We start from the raw sequence: 21,255 nt of genomic DNA on the forward strand, positions 1-21,255 counted from the left end.
GCCCCCACGGCTGATGCCGATACCGACAAATTCTGGCTGCAACTGGACTGGATGCTTTGATGAAACTGAGCCCCCTCAACGTCGAAACCGACACTCGCGAGCATCTGGTCGTCATCGGCAACGGCATGGCCGGCTGCCGCGCGGTCGAGGAACTGATCGCGCGCGATCCGACGCGCTATCGCGTCACGATCTTTGGCGCCGAGCCGCGGGTGAACTACAACCGCATCATGCTCTCCCCCGTGCTGGCGGGCGAGAAATGCTTTGACGATATCGTGATCAACGATGCGGACTGGTACGCGACCAACGGCATCGCGTTGGTCGCGGGTGATCCGGTGCTGGCGATCGACCGGGCTGCCAGGACAGTAACGACGCGCGGCGGCCTCATCGAGACTTATGACCGGCTGTTGATCGCGACCGGCTCCGATCCCTTCGTCATCCCCGTCCCCGGCAACGACTTGCCCGGCGTCATCGCCTTTCGCGACATGGACGATGTCGAAACGATGCTGGCCGCCGCCGATGCCGGCGGTGCAGCGGTGGTGATCGGCGGCGGCCTGCTCGGGCTTGAAGCGGCGCATGGCCTCAGCCTGCGCGGAATGAAGGTCACTGTCATCCATCTGATGCCGACGCTGATGGAACGCCAGCTCGACGAGGCGGCGGGGTGGCTGCTCAAAAATGCGCTCGAAGCGCGCGGCCAGACGATCCTGACCGGCGCCGACACCGCCGAGATCGTCGGCGACGGCAAGGTCGAGGGTGTGAAGCTCAAGGACGGCACGCTGATCCCCGCCGGGCTCGTCGTGATGGCGGTCGGCATCCGTCCATCGACCCGGATCGCGCGCGATGCCGGGCTCGCGGTCGGACGCGGAATTCAGGTCGACGACCATATGGTCACCAGCGACCCCGCCATCCTCGCGGTCGGCGAATGCGTCGAGCATGACGGACAGGTCTACGGCCTCGTCGCGCCCTTGTGGGACATGTGCCGCAGCCTCGCCGACGGCCTGGTCGAGAAACCCAGCAGCTATCGCGGCTCGGTCACCTCTACCAAACTCAAAGTGTCGGGCATCGACGTTTTCTCCACCGGCGATTTCTCCGGCGGTGACGGTTGCGAGGATATCGTCCTCCGCGACGCGAGCCGCGGCGTCTACAAGCGCGTGATCGTCAAGGACGACCGCATCGTCGGCGCCGTCCTCTATGGCGACACCGCCGATGGAGGCTGGTATTTCGACCTGCTCAGGAAACAGGAGGATGTCTCCGGCCTTCGCGACCTCCTGATCTTCGGTCAGGCTTTCGCCTCGGGAGGGGGCGCCGCGGACCCTAAGGCAGCCGTTGCGGCGCTCTCGGACGATGCCGAGATTTGCGGCTGCAACGGCGTCACCAAGGGACAGGTGGTTTCGTGCATCGCGAGGGGCGCGCACAGCCTCGACGCGGTACGCAGCTCCTGCAAGGCGTCGGCAAGCTGTGGCAGTTGCACCGGCCTCGTCGAAAATCTGCTGGCACTGACCCTCGGCGACGAGGTGCAGGCGGGGGCCAAGACGATGTGCAAATGCACAAGCTTCGGTCACGACGATGTCCGGCGCGAGATCGTCGCGCAGTCGATGCGCTCGATCCCCGAGGTGATGCAGAAGCTCCACTGGACCACCCCCGACGGCTGTTCCTCATGCCGTCCGGCGCTCAACTATTATCTGCTCTGCGCGCTTCCCGGCGATTATGTCGACGATCAGCAGAGCCGTTTCGTGAACGAGCGGATGCACGCCAATATCCAGAAGGACGGCACATACTCGGTCGTCCCGCGCATGTGGGGTGGGCTCACCAACCCGCGCGAACTGCGCGCGATCGCCGATGTCGTCGAAAAGTTCAACGCGCCCATGGTCAAGGTGACCGGCGGCCAGCGGCTCGACATCTTCGGGATCCGGAAGGAGGATCTGCCCGCGGTCTGGGCCGACCTCAATGCCGCCGGCATGGTTTCGGGCCACGCCTATGGCAAGTCGCTGCGTACCGTGAAGACCTGCGTCGGGTCCGAATGGTGCCGCTTCGGTACGCAGGATTCGACCGGGCTTGGCGTTAAGATCGAGCGGATGAGCTGGGGCAGCTGGATGCCGCACAAGTTCAAGATCGCCGTGTCCGGATGCCCGCGCAACTGCGCCGAGGCGACGATCAAGGACTTCGGCATCGTCTGCGTCGACAGCGGATACGAACTCCACGTCGGCGGCAACGGCGGCATCCATGTCCGTGCGACGGACCTGCTGTGCAAGGTCGCGACCGAGCAGGAGGCGATGGATACTTGTGCCGCCTTCATCCAGCTTTACCGCGAGGAAGCCCGCTATCTGGAGCGCACCGCACCGTGGATAGAACGTGTCGGGGTCGATTATATAAAGGGCCGGATTGCCGACGACACCGAAGGCCGCGCGGCGCTGCACGCGCGTTTTCTCTTTTCCCAAAGCTTTTCGCAGGACGATCCCTGGGCGCAGCGCGCCGAGGGCGCCGAGCGCGAACATCATGCGCCAATGGCGCACTTCACTCCGCAGGAGGAACCGGCATGACGACCGCGGACTGGCTGGACATCGGCTGGGTAGATGAAATTCCGGTGCGCGGCAGCCGTACCGTGCAGGTCGCGGGCGGCGATGACATTGCCTTGTTTCGCACCGCCGAGGGCAAGGTGTTCGCCCTGCTCGACCGTTGCCCGCACAAGCATGGGCGGCTGAGCCAAGGCATAGTCCATGGCGGCGCCGTCGCCTGCCCGCTGCACAATTGGCGGATCAGCCTGTCGACGGGCGAAGCACTCGGTGAGGACAAGGGCTGCACACCCACCATCCCGGTCAGAATCGACGGCGGCCGCGTGCTGATTTGCCGCGCCAGCACATTGAAGGCCGCCGCCTGATGGACGCCGTCCGCACCACCTGCGCCTATTGCGGCGTCGGTTGCGGTATTCGCGCAACGGTGACGGGAACACGCGCAGTCCAGATCGCAGGAGACCCCGACCACCCCGCCAATCGCGGCAGGCTTTGCTCCAAAGGCACCCACCTCGGCGAGACCGTCGGGCTCGAAGGTCGCCTGCTCCACCCCATGATCGGCAACAAGCGCGCGCGGTGGGACAAGGCGCTCGACCTCGTCGCCCGGCGTTTCAGGGAAACCATCGCGCGCCACGGTCCGGGCAGCGTCGCCTTCTACGTCTCGGGCCAGCTGCTCACCGAGGATTATTACGTCGCGAACAAGTTGATGAAGGGCTTCATCGGAACCGCGAACATCGACACCAATTCGCGGCTATGCATGTCGAGCGCGGTTGCAGGCCACATGCGCGCCTTTGGCGAAGATATTGTTCCCGCCACCTATGACGATCTGGACGCTGCCGATCTGATCGTCCTCGTCGGCAGCAACACCGCCTGGTGCCACCCGATCGTCTATCAACGCATCCGCGCGCGCTGCGAAGCGGGGGCAAAACTTGTCGTCATCGACCCCCGCAAGACGGAGACGGCCGAAGAGGCCGACCTCCACCTGCCCATCCGTCCGGGCAGCGACGTCGCCCTGATGACCGGGCTGCTGCAATATTGCCGTGAAACCGGTGTGGTCGACCATAACTATCTCGCCAACCATGTCACCGAGCCCGAGGATTTCTGGAGCCAGCTTGGCGAAGGAAACGACCTGTGGTCGGTGGCACGCACCTGCGACGTCCCTGCCGCCGACCTCCGGCGTTTCTATGAACTGTTCGCGGCGACCCCGCGCACCGTCACCATGTTCAGCCAGGGGGTCAATCAGGCGACCGCCGGCACCGATCAGGTCAATGCGATCACCAACCTCCATCTTGCCACCGGCCGCATCGGCAAACCCGGCGCCGCGCCTTTCTCGATCACCGGCCAGCCCAATGCGATGGGCGGACGCGAGGTTGGCGGGCTCGCATCGACCCTTGCTGCGCATATGGATTTCGCGCCCGACAACCGTGCGCGCGTTCAGCGTTTCTGGGCGGCGCCGACGATCGCGGAAAAGCCCGGACTAAAGGCCGTCGATCTGTTCCGCGCCGTTGGCGAGGGCCGGATCAAGGCCCTGTGGGTGATGGCGACCAATCCCGCAGTGTCGATGCCCGACGCAAACCGGGTGCGCGAAGCCCTCGCGACCTGCCCCTTCGTCGTCGTCAGCGATGTGATCGAGCACACCGATACCGGCACCTTTGCGCACGTCCGCCTGCCCGCCGCCGCATGGGGCGAAAAGGACGGGACGGTCACCAATTCGGACCGCACCATCAGCCGCCAGCGTGCACTCTTCGCGCTGCCCGGCGAAGCAATGCCCGATTGGTGGATCGTCAAGGAGGTCGCCAGGCGCATGGGCTGGAAAACCGCCTTCGCCTATGACCGGCCCGCCGACATCTGGCGCGAACATTGCCGCCTGTCGGCCTATGACAATGACGGCGCCCGGCTGTTCGCGCTTCCCGGTGCGGGCCAGGGCGGCAATGTCGCCTATGACGGGATGGCGCCCTTTCGCTGGGGCGGTGACCATGTCTTCGCCGATGGACGTTTCCCGACCGACGACGGCCGCGCGCGGCTGGTGCCCGTGGTGCAAAAGCCCCTGCCCGAACCGCTCGCCAAATGGCCGCTGACACTCAATAGCGGGCGATATCGCGACCAGTGGCATGGCATGACACGCACCGGCCTCGCGCCCAAACTCGCGCGTCACCGCGCCGAACCGCTGGTCGAGGTCCATCCATCCGATGCCGCCGAACTGGGCCTGACCGATGGCGGGCTCGCGCGGGTCGAAACGCCGCAGGGCGACAGCCTTTTCCGCGTCGCTTTTTCGAGCGGCCAGCGGCCGGGCGAATTGTTCGTGCCGATCCACTGGACGGACCGCACGTCGAGCGGCGGGCGCACCGGGCTCTTGCCGCGTCCGCTCGTCGACCCGGTTTCGGGCCAGCCGGGTTTCAAGCGCACGCCCGCAAAGATCGAGGCTGTGGCGGCGCGCTGGCGCGGCTTCCTGCTGCTGGCCGACGAACTTTCCGGCCCCCCGCCGTGCCTGTGGGCGACGCGCGTCGCGGTGCCGTCGGGGGTCATGTGGGAACTCGCGGGCAACGGCGATATCAAGCGGATCGAGGCCTTGCTTCCCAAAGGCGAGCGTATCGAGGCGCAGGATGCCGCGCGCGGGACGCGGCGGGTCGCCGTAGTCGCCGATGCCCGCCTTGCGGGCGCCTTGTTCATCACCGAAAGCGGCGAGCTGCCGCCGCGCGACTGGCTGATCGCTCAACTCGCCGCGCCAGCCGTCGCCCCGACATTACTCGCCGGACGCGCGCCGGGGGTACAGGTCGATCGCGGGCCGATCATCTGCGTCTGCTTCGACATCGGTCTCAAGACGATCGCCGCCGCGATCCGCGACCAGCAACTGGCCAATGTCGCGGATATCGGCGGAGCGCTGCGGGCTGGCACCAACTGCGGTTCCTGCCGTCCCGCACTCGCGCGCATATTGGCCGAGGAGACAAGCCATGCAGCATGACGATTTTCCTTCCGGCACGGTATGGCTGGTCGGTGCCGGCCCCGGCGATCCCGAATTGCTGACGATGAAGGCGGTCAGGCTGATCGAAGCCGCCGATATCCTATTTTACGATGCGCTGGTCGGCCCCGGCGTTCTTGCGCTGATCCCGCCGCACATCGAGCGGGTCAGCGTCGGAAAACGGTCGGGACGCCATTTGAAGGACCAGCAATCGATCGATGCGCTGCTGGTAGCAGCCGCCGGTGCCGGGCGCCGCGTCGTCCGTCTGAAGGGCGGCGACCCCTCGCTCTTTGCGCGGGCGGCCGAGGAAATGGCGGCGCTGCGAGCGGCGGGTCATCGCGTCCACATCTGCCCCGGCATTACCGCCGCGAGCGCGGCAGCGGCGTCCGCCGGAGTTTCGATGTCGCTGCGCGGGGTCGCGCGCGACGTCCGTTTCGTCACCGCGCACAGCCGCCGCGGCGCGGCGCTCGACATCGACTGGGCTGCGCTTGCGGCCTCCTCTGCGACGCTCGCCTTCTATATGGGACGCGAAGCCGCCGGTGACATCGAGCGGGGCCTGCTTGCCGGAGGAATGCCCGCTGCGACGCCCGTATTGATCGCCTGTAACATCAGCCTGCCCGGCGAGCAGCAGCTCTCAACGCGCCTCGACCTGCTGGGACTTGCAACACGCACCCTTGCGGCCGACGCGCCCACGCTGATCCTCGTGGGTGAAGCGGTGCGGCATGCCGGTCGGGGCCAGCCTGTTACCATCCCGGCCACCGCAACCACCGATGAGTAAAGTCGGAACGGTCGTGGCCTACCAAAGGAGCCTGCGGATGGCAGAGCTCAGGGCATGGGTTCCAGAAACTCCAGAATCGCCTGCTTTGCCGCCGCTTCGGATAGCAGCGGCGCATGCCCGACGCCGGCCACTTCGGCATAGGCCATATGAGGCGCGGCGCGGCGCATTTTTTGGGCGATCGACGGCGACAACAGATCCGAAATTTCGCCCCGGATCAACAGCGTCGGCCGCGACCGCGCGAGTCTCAGGAACAACAGCCATGCCAGCAGCGATCGGCGCGGCAGCGGCTTTGCCATGATCGGAACCGCTATCGCCGGGTCATAATCGAAGACCGGCCGCCCCTGCCCGTCGGCGACGCAGGCGCGTTCGGTGAGCGTGCGCCAGTCGTCGTCAGTCAGGTTCGGGAAGGCGACGGCGCTGGTGCGTTTGAAATGGGCGATCGCATCGTCCCATGTCTCGATCGTGATCGGCCGCCCCGCATAGCCGGCGATGCGCGCGATCCCCGCAGGGTCGATCTCCGGCCCCACATCGTTGAGGATCGCGCTGGCGATCGCGCGGCGACGGCGGGCTGCGAGCATCACGGTGATCAGGCCGCCCATCGACGTGCCGATGAAATGCGCGCGCGAAATGCCCAGCGCGTCGAGCAGCGCCGTCATGTCCCGCGCATAGACCGGCAGTTGATAGCGCATCGGATTGACGCTGCGCCCCGACCGCCCCCGCCCGCGAACATCGACCGCGAGCACGCGTCGTCCCGTCGCCGCGAGCCAGGGGGCCACCTCCTCGAAATCGCGCGCGTTGCGGGTGAGTCCGTGGATACAGATCACCGGCAACCGCGCCCCGCCATCGGCGGCGGGATAATCACGGGCAAAAAGCGGCACCCCGTCGGGTGCGGACCAGTGCCGCTCCTTGAATTCCGTCATCGTCAGAACCGGTATTCGGCCGAGAAACGGGCGGTGCGCGGCGGCCCGTAAAATCCGATCACCGATTGCGCGAACTGGTTCGACGGGAAATTATATCCGCCGGTGCGATAGGCCACGTCGAACAGGTTGCGGCCATGCACACCGAGCCGCCAGCGTTCGTCGGGCGACGTCCATGTCACGCTGAGGTCGACAAGCGCATAGCCGTCCTGATCGATCGAGGGGATCGGGATTTCGAACAGATGCGTGTCGCTGCGGAACGATATCGACGGCAGCACCGCCATCCGCCCGCCCATGAAATCGGCCTGCCAGTTGAGCGAGACGCTTCCCGTGAACTTCGGCGTATTCTGGAAACGCCGAAGGTCCGCGACATCCACATTCTGCCCCGTGGCAAGGTCGTAGACGATGAACTCGTTGAATTTCGCATTGATGTAACCGAAGCTGAAATTGGCGCTGAAATCGCGGCTGAGAACCGCCTGCGCCTCGATTTCGGCGCCCCAGATCCGCGAGCTGCCGACATTGTCGACAAAGCTGACCACGCCCGGGGGCGGCGTGAATTTGGGTACCTGCGTCGTGACCTGCTGCCCCGCATAATCGGTGTAAAAGACCGCAGCGTTCATCCGGAACTGGCCGTCGAGGAAGTCGCCCTTGAACCCGAGTTCGTAGGAGTCGACGATCTCGGCGTCATAGCCGTCCTTCGTCGCCGGGGTTTCGGTGGCGTCGCCGCGCATGTCGAACCCGCCCGATTTGAAACCACGGCCATAGGCGGCATAGATGTTCACATCTTCGCTGGCGGCATAGGTCAGGCTGACGCGCGGGGTGAATTCTTCGAAGGTGCGGCTGTTGCTATAGTCGGTCAGAATCTGCGGGACATTGAACGGCGCCGGCAGGACCGGGACATAGGGTTTCAGCAACGGGCTTCCCAGCGTGCCGAAATAATTGGCCTTGAAGACCACGCCGTCCTTTTTGTCGCGCGTCCAGCGCGCACCCAGCGAAAGCTTGAGCCGCTCGGTCAGATCATAATTCACGTCGCCGAAGATCGCGAAGCTCTCGGTATCGACCGACCCGCTGGTCAGCTGGGTCAAGGCGGTCCCGGCACTCGGCCGCGGTATGAGCAACGGTTCGGGAACGAGCCCGCGGCCGAGGATGGTATCGAAGGCGCCCGAGGCCCGGGCATCGAGATAATAGACGCCCAGCACGCCTTGCAGCGAATCCGTTTCGATCTGCGCCTGGAACTCCTGACTGAACTGGCGGTCCTTATAGACCTTCCCCTTTGACGCGATGTCGAGAAAGGGTTGCTGCGTACCGTCGAAGTCGATCCCCGATCCGCTGGAATAGCCGTCGCGATAGGCCGTGATCGACTTCAATGTGACCGCGTCGGATACGCTCCATTCGCCGGTCAGCGACACGCCCTGAGTGACGACCTTGCTATCGTCGCCAAGCCCGGCGAGCGTGTCATAGCGGCCCGGCAGGACTGCGGTGTTGCTGTTGGGCTCGCGCAGCTCGCGGTGGCCGTGGTTGGTGTTCGAGCGATCTTCGGTACGGTCGGCGGCAAGGCGGATGAAAATGTCGTCGGAGGGCGCGATTTCGACCGACAGGCGGCCAGCAATCACATCCTTGTTGTTGGTGTCCGCGCCGCTGAAGTGGTTTTTGCCATAGCCGTCGCGATTATACCAGGCGAAGGCCGCGCCGACCGAAATCGCATCGGAGACGGGCAGCGCGACCGATCCGGTCAGATTATATTCGTTATAGCTGCCCACTTCGCCGCGGACTTTGCCGCTGAAATCATGGCCAAGCCGCTTGGTCACATATTTGACCGCCCCGCCGATCGTGTTGCGGCCGTACAGCGTACCTTGCGGCCCGCGCAGCACCTCGATCCGTTCGATATCGAAAATGTCTAGAACCGCACCCTGCGGCCGCGCGATGTAAATATCGTCAACATAGAGGCCCACGCCGGGCTCAAAACCCCACAGCGGGTCCTGCTGGCCGATGCCGCGGATGAAGGCAGTCAGCGTCGAGTTGGTGCCGCGCGATACCTGGAGCGTCAAATTGGGGGTCGAACGCTGGAGCGCTGTGATGTCCGGCGCGCCCTTAAGGTCGAGCGCGTCGGCGGTAAAGGCGGTGACCGAAATCGGAACATCCTGCAGGCTTTCCTCGCGGCGCCGCGCGGTGACGATGATCTCTTCCACCTGCCCCGTGGCCGCGCCATCGGGCAGCACATCCTGCGCGGCAGCACTGTTTGCGCCGCCCATGGCAGCCAGCGCCGACCCGGCAAACAGCATGCATTTCAGCGCCCGGCGATATTCGGTCATCAAATCGTCCCTCCCATGCGAATCATTTAATACGATTCCGTATGAGATATGAATAGGCATCATTGACAAATTTGGTCAAGTATTGAAGGATAAATTGCAAATTTCATTCGACTACGGATGAAAAATACGGTCACCATTGACCTCGGCCGAAGCGCGCCCTACGCCATGGTCATGTCGTTGCCGCCGCTCCCGCTTCAGCCGATCCTTCCGGGCACGACCGCGGCACCGGTCAAGCGCGGCCCCAAGCCCAAGGTTACGTCCGAACGCTGGTTCATTGCCGCACTCGAACGACTCGCGCTCGGCGGGATCGACGCGGTGCGCGTCGAGTTGCTCGCCGAAACGCTCGGGGTCACCAAGGGCATGTTCTATGCGCGCTTCGATACGCGCGAGGCTTTTCTCGACGCCATGGTCGATTATTGGCGCCAGCGCACGACGACCGGGCTCGTCGGAGAATTGACCGCGATGGACTCGAGTCCTGAGGACCGGTTGATGCGGCTGTTCGCCATCTCGCGAATGGATCGCGCCAAGACCGGCGCATGGATCGAGGTCGCAATGCGCAGCTGGGCGCTGACCGATGAGCGGCCCAGGCGGGCTATGGAAGAAATCGACCGGCACCGGCTGGTCTATTTTGAATCGGTGCTGGCCGCAAATGGCGTGCCGCAGGAAAAGGTGCGAGCCCGCGCCTTTCTGATCTATAGCTATGTGATCGGCGACACGCTGCTTTCAGGCGATCGCGCGGCGATCCGCGATATGTGCCACGCGCTCCTGACGTCAGCCTGAGCGCTCCCCGCTATCCGGACTAGCCAAGCTTGCTTCGGCGTTGCCCATAGAGAGCATAGAGGGCGAGCCCGATCAGATTCCAGACGAGGCACCACAAGAGGGTTTCCACGGGCAAGCTCAGGAAAAGATAGAGGCAGCCGCCAATCGTTCCGAGTCCGACCAGCCAGACCGCGCGAACGCGAAATGGCCGCGGGGCATCGGGCGCGCGGCGGCGCAGGACGAGCAGGCAGACGCCGACCGCGATGAAGGCGATCAGCGTTCCGGCGTTGGCGAGCGCCGCGACCTTGCCGATCGGGAGCAGCCCGGCAAGGACGGCGACGATCGCAGCCGTGAGCAAAGTGATGCGCGTCGGGGTGCCGCGCTTCGAAATATGCGCGAGCCGCTCCGGCAGAAAACCGTCGCGCGCCATCGCCAGAAAAACGCGGCTTTGCCCATAGAGGAAAGCGAGCAAGACGGTCGGAAGCGCCACAACGGCGGTCGTCGCCACAACTTGCGCGATACCGCCCTGCCCGATCGAACGCAGGATCAGCGCCAGCGGCTCGGGACTGTCGGCAAAGTTGGTGTACGACGTCGCCCCGACCGCCGCGGCCGCAACCAGCATATAGATCACCGTGCAGACGGTCATGGAGCCGATGATAGCAATCGGCAAATCCCGCGCCGGACGTTTTGCTTCCTCCGCCGCGGTTGAAATCGCATCGAAACCGTAAAAGGCAAAGAAAATGATGGCTGCGGCCGCCATCACCCCGCGCTGAACGCCATCGCTGTCGACGTTTGCGGCGTAGCCATATGGCATGAAGGGAGCGAAGTTCGCGGCGTCGAAATAGGGCAGCGTATAACCGACGAAGAGCAGCAGGGTTACGATCTTCACGACGACGAGTATCGAATTGATGCGCGCGCTTTCCCGCGTCCCCAACAGCAACAGGCCTGCAACGACCGCGATAATCGCGATGGCGGGAAGGTTGATCAGCCCACCCAGTTCGGGACCGCGCGTCAAGCTTTCGGGAAAGCCCATCCCCATCAGGAGTGGCGACGCATATCCCGACCACCCCACCGCAACCGTCGAGACGACGAGCGAATATTCGAGGATCAGGCTCCAGCCGACAATCCAGGCGAAGGCCTCGCCGAGGCCAGCATAGGAGTAGCTGTAAGCACTGCCCGCGGCGGGCATCATCGACGACAACTCGGCATAGGCAAGCGCCGCGCAGGCACAAACCGCACCGGCGATCGCAAACGACAGCAATACCGCGGGTCCCGCCCGATCGACACCGACACCGATCAAGGTCAGGATTCCCGTACCGATGATCGCGCCGACGCCCATTGCCATGAGTTGCGGCCAGGACAGGCTGGGAGGCAGTGCGTCGGCGCTGCGTTCACCGGCCGGCATGACGGGTTTGCGGCGGGTCCAATTATTCACGATGCTTCTCCCAAATATCCGGCCCGATTGTTCGGGTCCGCCGCTCACCCAATCCGTCAGTTCAGGGCTGTTCGCCCGGGAACAGCAACAACCAGTCGGCTTCGGCCTGGATGCGGGCGAAGAATCCCCAGCTGTCGACGTTGATCGAGCGCTTCAGCCAGGGCTTTGCTTTCTCGGGCTCGCCGCTCAGGATATAATAGTTGGAGAGACTGTAGGCGGTCGATGCCGCGACGCCGTCGGCGGTCGCAAAGGCACGACCGCTGTCCTTGTCGCTGAAGAAGCTGTCGGTGGCGCGGTGGCCCTTGAACAGTTGCAACCCGTCGAAATAGGTGTCCGAACCGCCCTTGGGGTGAACTTCGAACAAGGTCAGGTCATAGTCGTCGAGCAGTTTCTGCGCCTCGCGAAGCTTTCCGGCGCGCGCGAGCGACAGATATTCCCAATAGCCGTTCGCGGTCCGTGCCTCGACGTCGTGCGTGAAAGCTGCCGACTCCGCCGATTTGGCGAACCATTTTGCGGCGTTTTCGAAATCATGCTTGGCGAAATAGGCCTGACCCAGGTGGTAATAGAGATAATATTGAACGACATCGGGGTCGCCGGGAAAATAGTCCGGGCCCGGCTTCTCGCGCTCAAGCGGTTGGTTTTCGTAGAGCTTGGCCGCCTTCAGCCCGAGCTCGATCGATTTGTCGAACTCGCGCAGCGAAAAGGCGCGATGCGCGCGGTGACGCAGCAGCTTCGCCGAACTGGGAAAGCGCTTGAGCGCCTGATCGTAAACCGCCGCCGATTCCTTCGAATAGCCCTGATAGAAAAGGACCCGGCCATACCAGGTCGCGTTATCGACGGTCATATTGGCTTCGAACGCGGCCTTAGCCTCGCGCGCCGCGCGATCGAGCGTTTCGGTTGCGGCGACATTGGCGTTGCGCGTCTGCGTCGTGATCATTGGCTTGCCAAGCAGCGAGGTGCCTTGCACGCTGCCTTCCTGCGCAGCCGCCGACAGCGGCATCGCGATGAACAACAAGCCGGCTGACGCCAGCAATTTCAGTTTCCCGGGGAACATATTAAACCTCCTCCAAACAGATATATTTTAGTCGATGTCGAGATCGAACTTCACGCCTTGAGCTAGCGGGAGCGACGTCGAGTAATTCACCGTCGCAGTCACGCGGCGCATATAGTTCTTCCAGCTGTCCGAGCCCGACACGCGGCCGCCGCCGGTGACCTTCTCGCCGCCGAACGCGCCGCCGATCTCGGCGCCGCTGGTGCCGATGTTGACGTTGACGATGCCGCAGTCGCTGCCCGTCGCCGACTGGAACCGCTCGGCCTCGCGCACGTCATTGGTGAAGATGCACGACGACAGGCCCTGCGGCACGCCATTCTGCAGCGCGATCGCTTCGTCGAGCCCGGTGTAAGACAGGACATAGAGGATCGGGGCGAAGGTTTCTTCGCGAACGATGTCGCTCTGGCCGGGCATTTCGACAATCGCCGGGCGGACATAATAGGCGTCCTGCGCTCCTTCTACGTCGATCCGCTCGCCACCATGGACGATCCCGCCTTCACTGCGTGCCTGCTCAAGGGCGCGCTGCATGGCATCGAAAGCCGCCTTGTCGATCAGCGGGCCGACGTGCGTTTTATCGACCAGCGGGCTGCCGATGCGCAGGCTGTCAACGGTCGCGATCAGGCGCTTCACGAAATCGGCGCGAATGCTTTCGTGAACGATCAGGCGGCGTAGCGAGGTGCAACGCTGGCCGCAGGTCCCCGTTGCGGCAAAAACCGTGCCGCGCAGTGCGAGGCCGACGTCAGCGCTGGGCGCAACGATTGCGGCGTTGTTGCCGCCAAGTTCGAGCACCGCACGGCCAAAGCGCCGCTGGACGCGTACCCCGACATCCTGTCCCATGCGAACGCTGCCCGTCGCGCTGACGATCGCGACGCCCGGATGGTCGGCAATGATGCCGCCGCATTCGGCGCCGCCGATGGCGATCTGCACCAGATGGTCAGGCGCGAACTCATAGTCGGCGGCGGCCTTCTGGAGCAGCTTGCCGAACGCCAGCGCTGTCAGCGGCGTCTTTTCCGACGGTTTCCAGATCGCGCTGTCACCGCAAACGAGCGCGACTGTGGTGCCCCACGCCCAGACCGCGGCGGGAAAATTAAAAGCCGAGATCAGCCCGAGCGGACCCAGCGGATGCCAATATTCGGTCAGCCGGTGCTCGGCGCGTTCCGATGCGATCGTCAGACCAAAGAGCTGCCGTGACAGACCGACGGCATATTCGCAGATGTCGATGACTTCCTGCACTTCGCCCCGCGCTTCGGTCAGAATCTTGCCATTTTCGATGGTCAGCAGGCGCGACAGGGTTTCCTTATGCTCGCGAACCAGCTGGCCGTAGCGCCGTACAAGCTCGCCGCGGTGGGGGCCCGGCACCTGTTTCCAAGCGAGAAACGCGACTTGCGCGTTGGAAACCATCGCATCCATGTCGGCCGGCTGATGCATTTTCAGCCGCGTGAGTTCGGATCCGTCGATGGGCGAAAAGACGCCGAGATCGGAACCGAGATGATCGTCGAGCGACAGCCCGAGATCACCGAAAAGGCCCGCCACGGCGTGACCGAAAGCACCCTGCGCAGCTTTGGCCGATTGGGGGGGGAGAGACGTGTCGATTGCGTTCATCATTATGTCCGTTGAGAGCGTTGCAAGAGAGTTTGTAGAACCGGGAAGGCTTTTAGGGGGGATCTTTCCGATCGTGAACGATGACATGGCCGTCCTTGATGACGGTGGAGACATGCTCCATCACCGAAATGTCGCGTGCGGGATCGCCGCTGACGGCGATCATATCGGCGAGCTTTCCGACCTCGATCGTCCCCAGATTGGCTGACTGGTCGAGGAGCGCCGCCGCGTCGACGGTCGCCGAGCGGAGCGCCGCCATCGGCGTCATCGGCCCCTGCTCGACCATGTGGCGGAACTGCCGGGCATTCTGCCCGTGCGGCGAGACACCGGCGTCGGTGCCGAAGGCGATATTGAGCTTATACTGCACCCCGAGGCGGATGTTGCGCCCGGCCACGCGGCGTGCTTCGGCCATCTTCGCCTGCACCGCAGGGGTGACATCACCCTCTTTCCGCGAATCGAGCAGGCCCAGCGTCGGCACAAGCCAGGTGCCGCGTTTCGCCATTAGCTTCGCCGTTTCTTCGTCCAGATAGGTACCGTGTTCGATCGAATCGACGCCGGCACGCACCGAAGCCGCGACACCCTCGCCGCCGTGCGCATGCGCTGCGACCTTCAGACCCAGGCTATGCGCAGTGGTGACGATCGAGGTCAGCTCTTCATCGCTCAGATGCTGCCCCAGCCCGCGCGCCTGCTGCGACATGATGCCGCCGGTCGAGGTAATCTTGATCAGGTCGGCACCATATTTTGCTGCTTCGCGAACGCGCATCGCGCATTCGACGGCGCCGGTGCAGGCGCCGGTGTAATCATAGGGAAACAGCGCCTCGGTCGTCTTGCGATTGAGTCCTGACATGTCGCCATGCCCTCCGACGATGGACAAGGAGGTTCCGGACAAGAAGATTCGCGGCCCCGTCACGGTGCCTTTGTTGATCGCATCGCGCAGAGCGTGGATCGAATAGCCATCGGACCCCACATCGCGAACCGTGGTGAAGCCGGCCTCCAGAGTCTTTTTCGCATTGGAAAAGGCAAAAAGCGCAACATCTTCCGGCGTGTCGATCGCCGCCGACCACAGCTTCGTTTCCGGCGAAAAACTGAAGTGGACATGGGTATCGATCAGGCCCGGCAGCAGCGTCCGGTCCTTCAGATCTATCGTTCGCGTATCTGGGAAATCGACGTACCCCGCCCTGATTTCGGCGATCTGATGATCCCGAACGATGATCGTCGTGGGACCAAGCACGCGCTCGCCCGGTATCGCTATGACAGCGCCCGCGTGGACCACGAGACTTTCCGCAGCGGGTGATGCGGGCGCTGCTACGGCCGCGCCAGATAGCAACAGAGCCAGCGCCGATAGCGGCAGCATGGCCGTGCGACGTGTCGCTCCGCAGAGTGCGGACGGTTTGGCAATGCCCATCAAGAAAAAGCTCCCGTCGACCGGGTTCGAAGATCGCCTTCGGCCCCGCATCCTTCTCATAGGAATATTTTGCTGGTTGGGCAATAAATTTTATGATAGGAAAATTATCAAGAATAAGGTGGACTCCGGAAATTCAAAGATTTCCGGGTGGGAAATTGGGTTACCAAGGAGGGAATAATGTCGAAGTTCGTTTCACGCCTGCTGCTGTCGTCGGCTCTCGCATTTGCGATCGCGCCTGTCGCGCAGGCCCAAGCGCAGCCGTCAGAGGCAGAGGGCGCCGATACCGATGGAGGTGGTAGCGACATCGTCGTCATCGGGACGCGTCGCAAGGATCGTTCGGTCACCGACAGTTCGGTCGCGATCGACGTCATTTCGCCGGAGCAAATCGCCACCACCGGCTATACCGACGTCAACGACGCGTTGCGGACGCTGGTACCCGCATTCAATGCCCAACGCCTTCAGGGCAATGACGGATCGTCTTTCGTGCGGCCGATCACGCTGCGCGGCTCGCCGGCCGACCATGTCCTCTTGCTGATGAACGGCAAGCGTCGCCACCGCGCATCGATCGTGCAGATCGGCACCGGCCACGCTTCAACGTCAGGCTCGCAGGGACAGGATTTCAACGTGATCCCGCCGATCGCGCTGGCGAACGTCGAAGTGCTGCGCGACGGCGCATCGGCGCAATATGGCTCTGACGCCATCGCCGGCGTGATCAACATGGACCTGAAAAAGGCCCGAAGCGGCGGTTCGATCATCGGCCAGGTCGGTCAATATTATGAAAGCGGCGGCCGCACCTATGACATTCAGGGCCACATCGCCGTCCCGGTAGGCGACAACGCCTATTTCAACTTGGCTGCCCAATATACCGATCAGGAAAAGGCCTATGCCAAAAAGGCCAGCCATGCCGGTGCAGTGGCACTGAGGGCTGCGGGCGTACCGGGGGTCCCGGAACATCCTGAAGGCAATCTCGATCCGCGCTACATGGCCTTCAAAGCCGTCTGGAACGCCGGTATCGAATTGGGTGACGAACTCGAAGCCTATTCGTTCGGCAACTATATGACCGGTAAAAGCGCGGTCACCTTCGGCCTGCGTCAGCCGTTTACCGCCGGCGGCGTGAATGGCCATGGCACCTATGCCAATTCGGCCTTCGACCTCTCGCCGGCCCACCCGCAGGAGTTCAACCTGGCCACCATCTATCCCGGCGGCTTCACGCCGGAATTCTCGGGGAACCTCGAAGATTTCAGCGCTTTGGTGGGCTTGCGCGATCAGGTTGGTCCGTGGAACTGGGACCTGTCGGCGCGTTACGGCACCAACACCGTCGACTACACCATCACCGGCACGATCAACGCCTCGATGGGTGTGAATTCGCCGACTTCGTTCAAGCCGGGCTCGCTGACCCAGCGCGAACTCCAGTTCGACGCCGAAACCTCTTATGAACTGACCGAAAACATCCTTGCCTTCGCTGGCGCCAGCTATCGCAAGGAAACCTATGTCATCGGACAGGGCGATGTCGCCAGCTACACCACCGGTCCGTTGCGCGACTTGCCCGCCGGTTCGAACGGCTTCCAGGGCTTTTCCCCGGAATTTGCAGGCACCTTTGACTCGGCAAGCTACGCGGTTTTTGCCGAAGTCGACGCCGATATCACGTCCTGGTGGAACCTGTCCGTCGCCGGCCGCTACGAAGATTACGACCAGTTCGGTACGAACTTCAGCTACAAGGCCGCCACCCGGTTCGAGCTGAGCGATGCCTTTGCCTTGCGCGGTTCGGTCAGCACCGGCTTCCGCGCCCCAGCCGCCGGCCAGGTGTTCGGTACCAGCCTCACCTCGCAGCTCGATGGTCTGGGCGGCTTCATTCTCGACGCCGTGCTGGTTCCGGGTTCGCCCGCGGCAAAGGTCTTCGGTTCGAACTCGCTGAAGCCGGAAACCTCGTTCAACATGTCGGCGGGCGTCGTCTTCACGGGTCTCGATGGCTTCCTGACCACGCTCGACTTCTATCAGATCAAGGTCGATGATCGTTTGTTGCTGACGCCTTCGCGGAAAACCACCCCGGCCGAACGCGCGGCGCTGGCCGCGCTGGGCTTCCCCAATGGCGCGGACATCGAAGATGTGCGCTATTTCCAGAACGAAATGAACACCCGCGTTCGCGGTTTCGATCTGGTGAGCACCTACCGCCACAGCTGGTCGGACAATGCCTCGACCGATTTCAGCCTTGCTGTGAACTATAATGAGCAGCAGCTGCGCGGCGCACCGCCGGTGGGCTTCACCTCGGCGATCGTCACCGAATTTGAACGCGGCACACCGCGCTGGCGCGGCAATTTCTCGGCAACGACGAAGGTTGGCGACTTCGGCTTCATGGCGCGCGCCAATCACTATGGTGCGTGGCGCCGTCTGGATGGCGCAACCTTCCTGCCACGCAAAGCTGTGACGCTGTTTGACGCCGAAGTGACCTATTCGGGTATCGAGAGGGTCGATCTCAGCATCGGTGCGCGTAACCTGTTCAACATCTATCCGCCGGGTCGCGGCGCGGCACGCGCACGTTCGGGCCTGATCTATGACAACCACAGCGTATTTGGCGTCGCCGGCGGTTTCTATTATCTGAATGCCAAGTATAAATTCTGATCTCACCTATTCGAGATCGGCTTATATTTCCGATGGGCAAAAACGGTGGGGCATTGCGGATATGCCAATATCGTAGCCCATCGGAAATTTCTGCATTATAGATCGCAGCGGCTGATTGGCCGGATTCCACCCCCAATCGCCGATGCCGTAATGATCTCGAGCAAGTTAAGGATTGGAGACTTATGCCGCCCAGAAATGGAGACGAGCCGGAAGTATTGGGAGCCGTGCGCAAAGCGAAACGGCCCCGGTCCGAAGGCTTTCATCTGGGGGAAAGACTGCGCCAGTTGCGCCGCGAACGCGGAATGACGCTGGAGGATGCGGGGCGCCTGACGGCACTTGCGGCATCAACGCTGTCAAAGATCGAAAACGACCAGATGTCGCCGACGTTCGACGTCGTGCAGAAGCTTGCAACCGGTTTCGACATCGACATTACCGAACTTTTCGCGAGCAATATGGGACAGGATGCCGCCGGGCGCCGCAGCGTTACGATGGACGGCGCGGGCCGCCTGATGGAAACCGCGGTTTATCGTCACCGGCTGATCGCAGCAGAGCTCAAGAACAAAAAGATCCTGCCGTTCGTCACGACGATCAAGGCGCGCAGCCTGGAAGATTTCAAAGTCTGGTCGCAGCACAGCGGGGAAGAGTTTCTCTATGTGCTCGAAGGCGAAGTCTGTTTCCAGACCGAGCATTATGAGCCCGCAATCCTCGGCGTTGGCGATAGCATCTACATCAACAGCAGCATGGAGCATGCCTGCTATTCGACGAGCGAAGAAGATGCCGTCGTATTGTGGGTCAACACCGCCTGATTTCACGGGCTGGCCCGCTCCATCTATGAGCTTGCAATAATTTTCCTATCGGCTAATTTCTTTCCAATAGAAAAATTGGAGAGGGTGTAAAGCTATGGATAGACGGAAATTCATCCTGTCGGGCGCGGCGCTGTCGACGGCTGTCGCATTTGCGCCCGGCGTTGCGGCGCGAGCGACGGCACGCCCCCTCACCTTCGATGCGATGGGCGAGGTGCGCTTCGAATATGACGCGGCGCTGATCGGACAGATGCGCGCCAGCGGGCTCGATGCGATCACCGTGACGCTCTGCGACCCCAAACATTATGAGGGGCAGGCCTATGAGGATGCGGTGCAGGCGGTCCTCGACCATGACGCGCATATCGCCAAGCATCCAGAGCTGTTCCTGAAGGCCACCAAGACCAGCGACATCGACATCGCGCGCAAGAACGGTCAGCTCGCGCTCTTCTACCTGTTCCAGAACAGCACCCAGTTCGGGCGCGACCTCGACAATGTCGACCTGTTCCGCAAGCTCGGGGTCACATCGGCGCAGATCACCTATAACGACCAGAATTGGGCGGGTGCAGGGTGCAAGGAACTCGGCGCGAACGGCCTCACCCTTTTCGGACGCGAGTTGGTCGGGCGGATGAACGAGCGCGGAATGCTGATCGACCTGTCGCATTCGAACATGCAGACGATGGCCGACACGATCAACGCGTCCAAGAAACCCGTCATCGTGTCGCACACCGCGTGCATGGCGGTGCACAGCAATATCCGCAACACGACCGATGCGAACCTCCGCCTGCTCGCCGACAAAGGTGGAGTCGCGGGCATCTGCCAGATGCGGCCGTTCCTGACGACCAAGCGCGGCAGCGACGCACTGCCCGAATATTTCCGCCATATCGATCATGCGGTCAAAGTGATGGGCGCCGACCATGTCGCGATCGGCAGCGACCGCGACCACCGCGTCGTCGAAATGACCGACGCCTATATCGCCGAACTGAAGCGCGAAGAGGGCGCCAATTTTCACGAGCCTGACTGGCCGCTCTTCATCGACGAACTCAACGGTCCGCGCCGAATGGAGGTCGTCTGGGATGGCGTTCGCAAGCTCGGCTATCCCGAAACTGTCGTCGAGAAGATCATGGGGACGAATGTCCGCCGCATTTATCAGGAAGTCATCGGATGAGCCCCGCTATCGCCGCCTGCCGTTCTGGCCTCGCTCTTGTCTTGCTGCTGATGGCAGCCTCCGCGTCGGCGGTCGTCCCTGGCGCCGACGCGGGGAATTGCGCAACCAGCCTGATCGGCACCGCGCTGACGATTCCGAAATTTTCACCCGCGACTCAAAAGATGCTCGATGAGGATATCGCAATTGCCGAGGCGGCGTTGCGGATCGCGCCAGACCGCGAAGATTCGCACATCTGGTATGGTCGCCGCCTCGACTATGCGGGTCGCATCTGCGAAGCGGTCGATGCCTTCTCCGCCGGGATCAAGCAGTTCCCTGACAGCTATAAGCTTTATCGCTTCCGCGCCCGCGACCTCACCCGAGCGCGCCGGTTCAAGGAAGCGCTCGCCGATTATGAAAAAGCGCTGGAACTGATGGGCGACACGCCCGACACGTTCGAGCCCGACGGGATGCCTAACCCGATCGGTCTGACGATCAGCACATATCGCGGCAACATCGTCTATTATCATGCGCAAACGAGCTTCGCGACCGGCGACTATCCCACGATGGTTGCGGGCATGGCCAAATCACTGGAGCTTTCAGCCGATTTCGCGCGCGACGACATGCGGGTGCCGACTGCCTATTGGACCTATCTCGCCTATCGAAAGATGGGGCAGCACGAGAAGGCCCGCGCGGCGATCGACGCGATTGAACCGGGGCTGAAGCTGATCGAGAATTTCACCTATTATCAGGCGGTCCAGATCATGCAGGGACGGCTCGACCCTGCCGAGGTCAAGGACACGCGCGACAGCACGATCAAGTTCGCCATCGCGATGGAACGCCGCTTTGCCGGAGACGAAAAGGGTGCGAAGGCGCTGCTTTCGCAGATCGTCCAGGAGAATCCGCAAGGACATTGGCCATCGGAAGCCGAACTGGCGCAGCCGGATCGCAGGGATTATTGATCTCGCGC

At 62.9% G+C, this 21,255-nt stretch carries 15 protein-coding genes; 9 read left to right on the top strand and 6 right to left on the bottom strand.

Annotation, left to right across the window (positions count from 1 at the left end; genetic code table 11):
* Positions 1-59 precede the first annotated feature (59 nt).
* Genes nirB through cobA form a run of 4 tightly spaced genes read left to right on the top strand, consistent with a single transcriptional unit; the run spans position 60 to position 6,244 of the window.
* Positions 60-2,537, top strand: coding sequence for a nitrite reductase large subunit NirB (nirB, locus tag ACSYDV_RS01095; protein WP_438321895.1), 2,478 nt, complete (start codon positions 60-62; stop codon positions 2,535-2,537).
* A complete protein-coding gene (gene nirD, locus ACSYDV_RS01100) occupies positions 2,534-2,875 on the top strand; it encodes a nitrite reductase small subunit NirD (protein ID WP_438321896.1) in 342 nt (113 codons plus the stop codon). Before nirB ends, nirD begins: the two co-directional genes overlap by 4 nt.
* The gene (locus tag ACSYDV_RS01105; protein WP_438322816.1) at positions 2,872-5,469 is read left to right on the top strand and encodes a molybdopterin-dependent oxidoreductase; all 2,598 of its coding nucleotides are present in this window, start codon (positions 2,872-2,874) and stop codon (positions 5,467-5,469) included. Before nirD ends, ACSYDV_RS01105 begins: the two co-directional genes overlap by 4 nt.
* Positions 5,459-6,244, top strand: coding sequence for a uroporphyrinogen-III C-methyltransferase (cobA, locus tag ACSYDV_RS01110; protein ID WP_438321897.1), 786 nt, complete (start codon positions 5,459-5,461; stop codon positions 6,242-6,244). Before ACSYDV_RS01105 ends, cobA begins: the two co-directional genes overlap by 11 nt.
* A gap of 47 nt (positions 6,245-6,291) precedes the next feature.
* On the opposite strand, the gene ACSYDV_RS01115 is transcribed toward cobA, so the two are convergent.
* Together ACSYDV_RS01115 and ACSYDV_RS01120 are read right to left on the bottom strand one after the other, a co-directional pair.
* Positions 6,292-7,164 (bottom strand): alpha/beta fold hydrolase, encoded by an 873-nt coding sequence (locus tag ACSYDV_RS01115; RefSeq protein WP_438321898.1) that lies wholly within the window; start codon positions 7,162-7,164, stop codon positions 6,292-6,294.
* Between the two features lie 2 nt (positions 7,165-7,166).
* Entirely contained in the window at positions 7,167-9,473 is a 2,307-nt protein-coding gene (locus tag ACSYDV_RS01120) for a TonB-dependent receptor (protein WP_438321899.1), read from the bottom strand.
* A gap of 117 nt (positions 9,474-9,590) precedes the next feature.
* On the opposite strand from ACSYDV_RS01120, the gene ACSYDV_RS01125 reads away from it, so the two are divergent.
* Positions 9,591-10,253 carry a TetR/AcrR family transcriptional regulator gene (locus tag ACSYDV_RS01125; RefSeq protein ID WP_438321900.1) on the top strand — a complete coding sequence of 221 codons (663 nt, stop codon included), beginning with the start codon at positions 9,591-9,593 and terminating at the stop codon, positions 10,251-10,253.
* Between the two features lie 19 nt (positions 10,254-10,272).
* Here ACSYDV_RS01125 and ACSYDV_RS01130 read toward each other — a convergent pair whose 3' ends face one another.
* From ACSYDV_RS01130 to ACSYDV_RS01145, 4 genes are all read right to left on the bottom strand, one after another.
* Positions 10,273-11,637 (bottom strand): amino acid permease, encoded by a 1,365-nt coding sequence (locus ACSYDV_RS01130; protein WP_438322817.1) that lies wholly within the window; start codon positions 11,635-11,637, stop codon positions 10,273-10,275.
* A gap of 91 nt (positions 11,638-11,728) precedes the next feature.
* Entirely contained in the window at positions 11,729-12,721 is a 993-nt protein-coding gene (locus ACSYDV_RS01135; protein ID WP_438321901.1) for a hypothetical protein, read from the bottom strand.
* A 27-nt stretch (positions 12,722-12,748) separates the two neighbouring features.
* Positions 12,749-14,320 carry an L-piperidine-6-carboxylate dehydrogenase gene (gene amaB / locus ACSYDV_RS01140; protein WP_438321902.1) on the bottom strand — a complete coding sequence of 524 codons (1,572 nt, stop codon included), beginning with the start codon at positions 14,318-14,320 and terminating at the stop codon, positions 12,749-12,751.
* 52 nt (positions 14,321-14,372) lie between these two features.
* The gene (locus tag ACSYDV_RS01145; protein WP_438321903.1) at positions 14,373-15,548 is read right to left on the bottom strand and encodes a metal-dependent hydrolase family protein; all 1,176 of its coding nucleotides are present in this window, start codon (positions 15,546-15,548) and stop codon (positions 14,373-14,375) included.
* A 351-nt stretch (positions 15,549-15,899) separates the two neighbouring features.
* Here ACSYDV_RS01145 and ACSYDV_RS01150 point away from each other — a divergent pair, with 351 nt between their 5' ends.
* The 4 genes from ACSYDV_RS01150 (at position 15,900) to ACSYDV_RS01165 (ending at position 21,247) form a co-directional block, all read left to right on the top strand.
* Entirely contained in the window at positions 15,900-18,341 is a 2,442-nt protein-coding gene (locus tag ACSYDV_RS01150) for a TonB-dependent receptor plug domain-containing protein (protein ID WP_438321904.1), read from the top strand.
* A gap of 182 nt (positions 18,342-18,523) precedes the next feature.
* On the top strand, positions 18,524-19,147 hold the full coding sequence (locus tag ACSYDV_RS01155; protein WP_438321905.1) for a helix-turn-helix domain-containing protein: 624 nt from the start codon (positions 18,524-18,526) through the stop codon (positions 19,145-19,147).
* 94 nt (positions 19,148-19,241) lie between these two features.
* Positions 19,242-20,309 carry a dipeptidase gene (locus ACSYDV_RS01160; RefSeq protein ID WP_438321906.1) on the top strand — a complete coding sequence of 356 codons (1,068 nt, stop codon included), beginning with the start codon at positions 19,242-19,244 and terminating at the stop codon, positions 20,307-20,309.
* A complete protein-coding gene (locus ACSYDV_RS01165) occupies positions 20,306-21,247 on the top strand; it encodes a tetratricopeptide repeat protein (protein ID WP_438321907.1) in 942 nt (313 codons plus the stop codon). The genes ACSYDV_RS01160 and ACSYDV_RS01165 overlap by 4 nt, the downstream gene beginning before the upstream one ends.
* Positions 21,248-21,255: the final 8 nt, after the last annotated feature.

Source organism: Sphingopyxis selenitireducens, assembly GCF_051550705.1.
Taxonomy (GTDB): domain Bacteria; phylum Pseudomonadota; class Alphaproteobacteria; order Sphingomonadales; family Sphingomonadaceae; genus Sphingopyxis.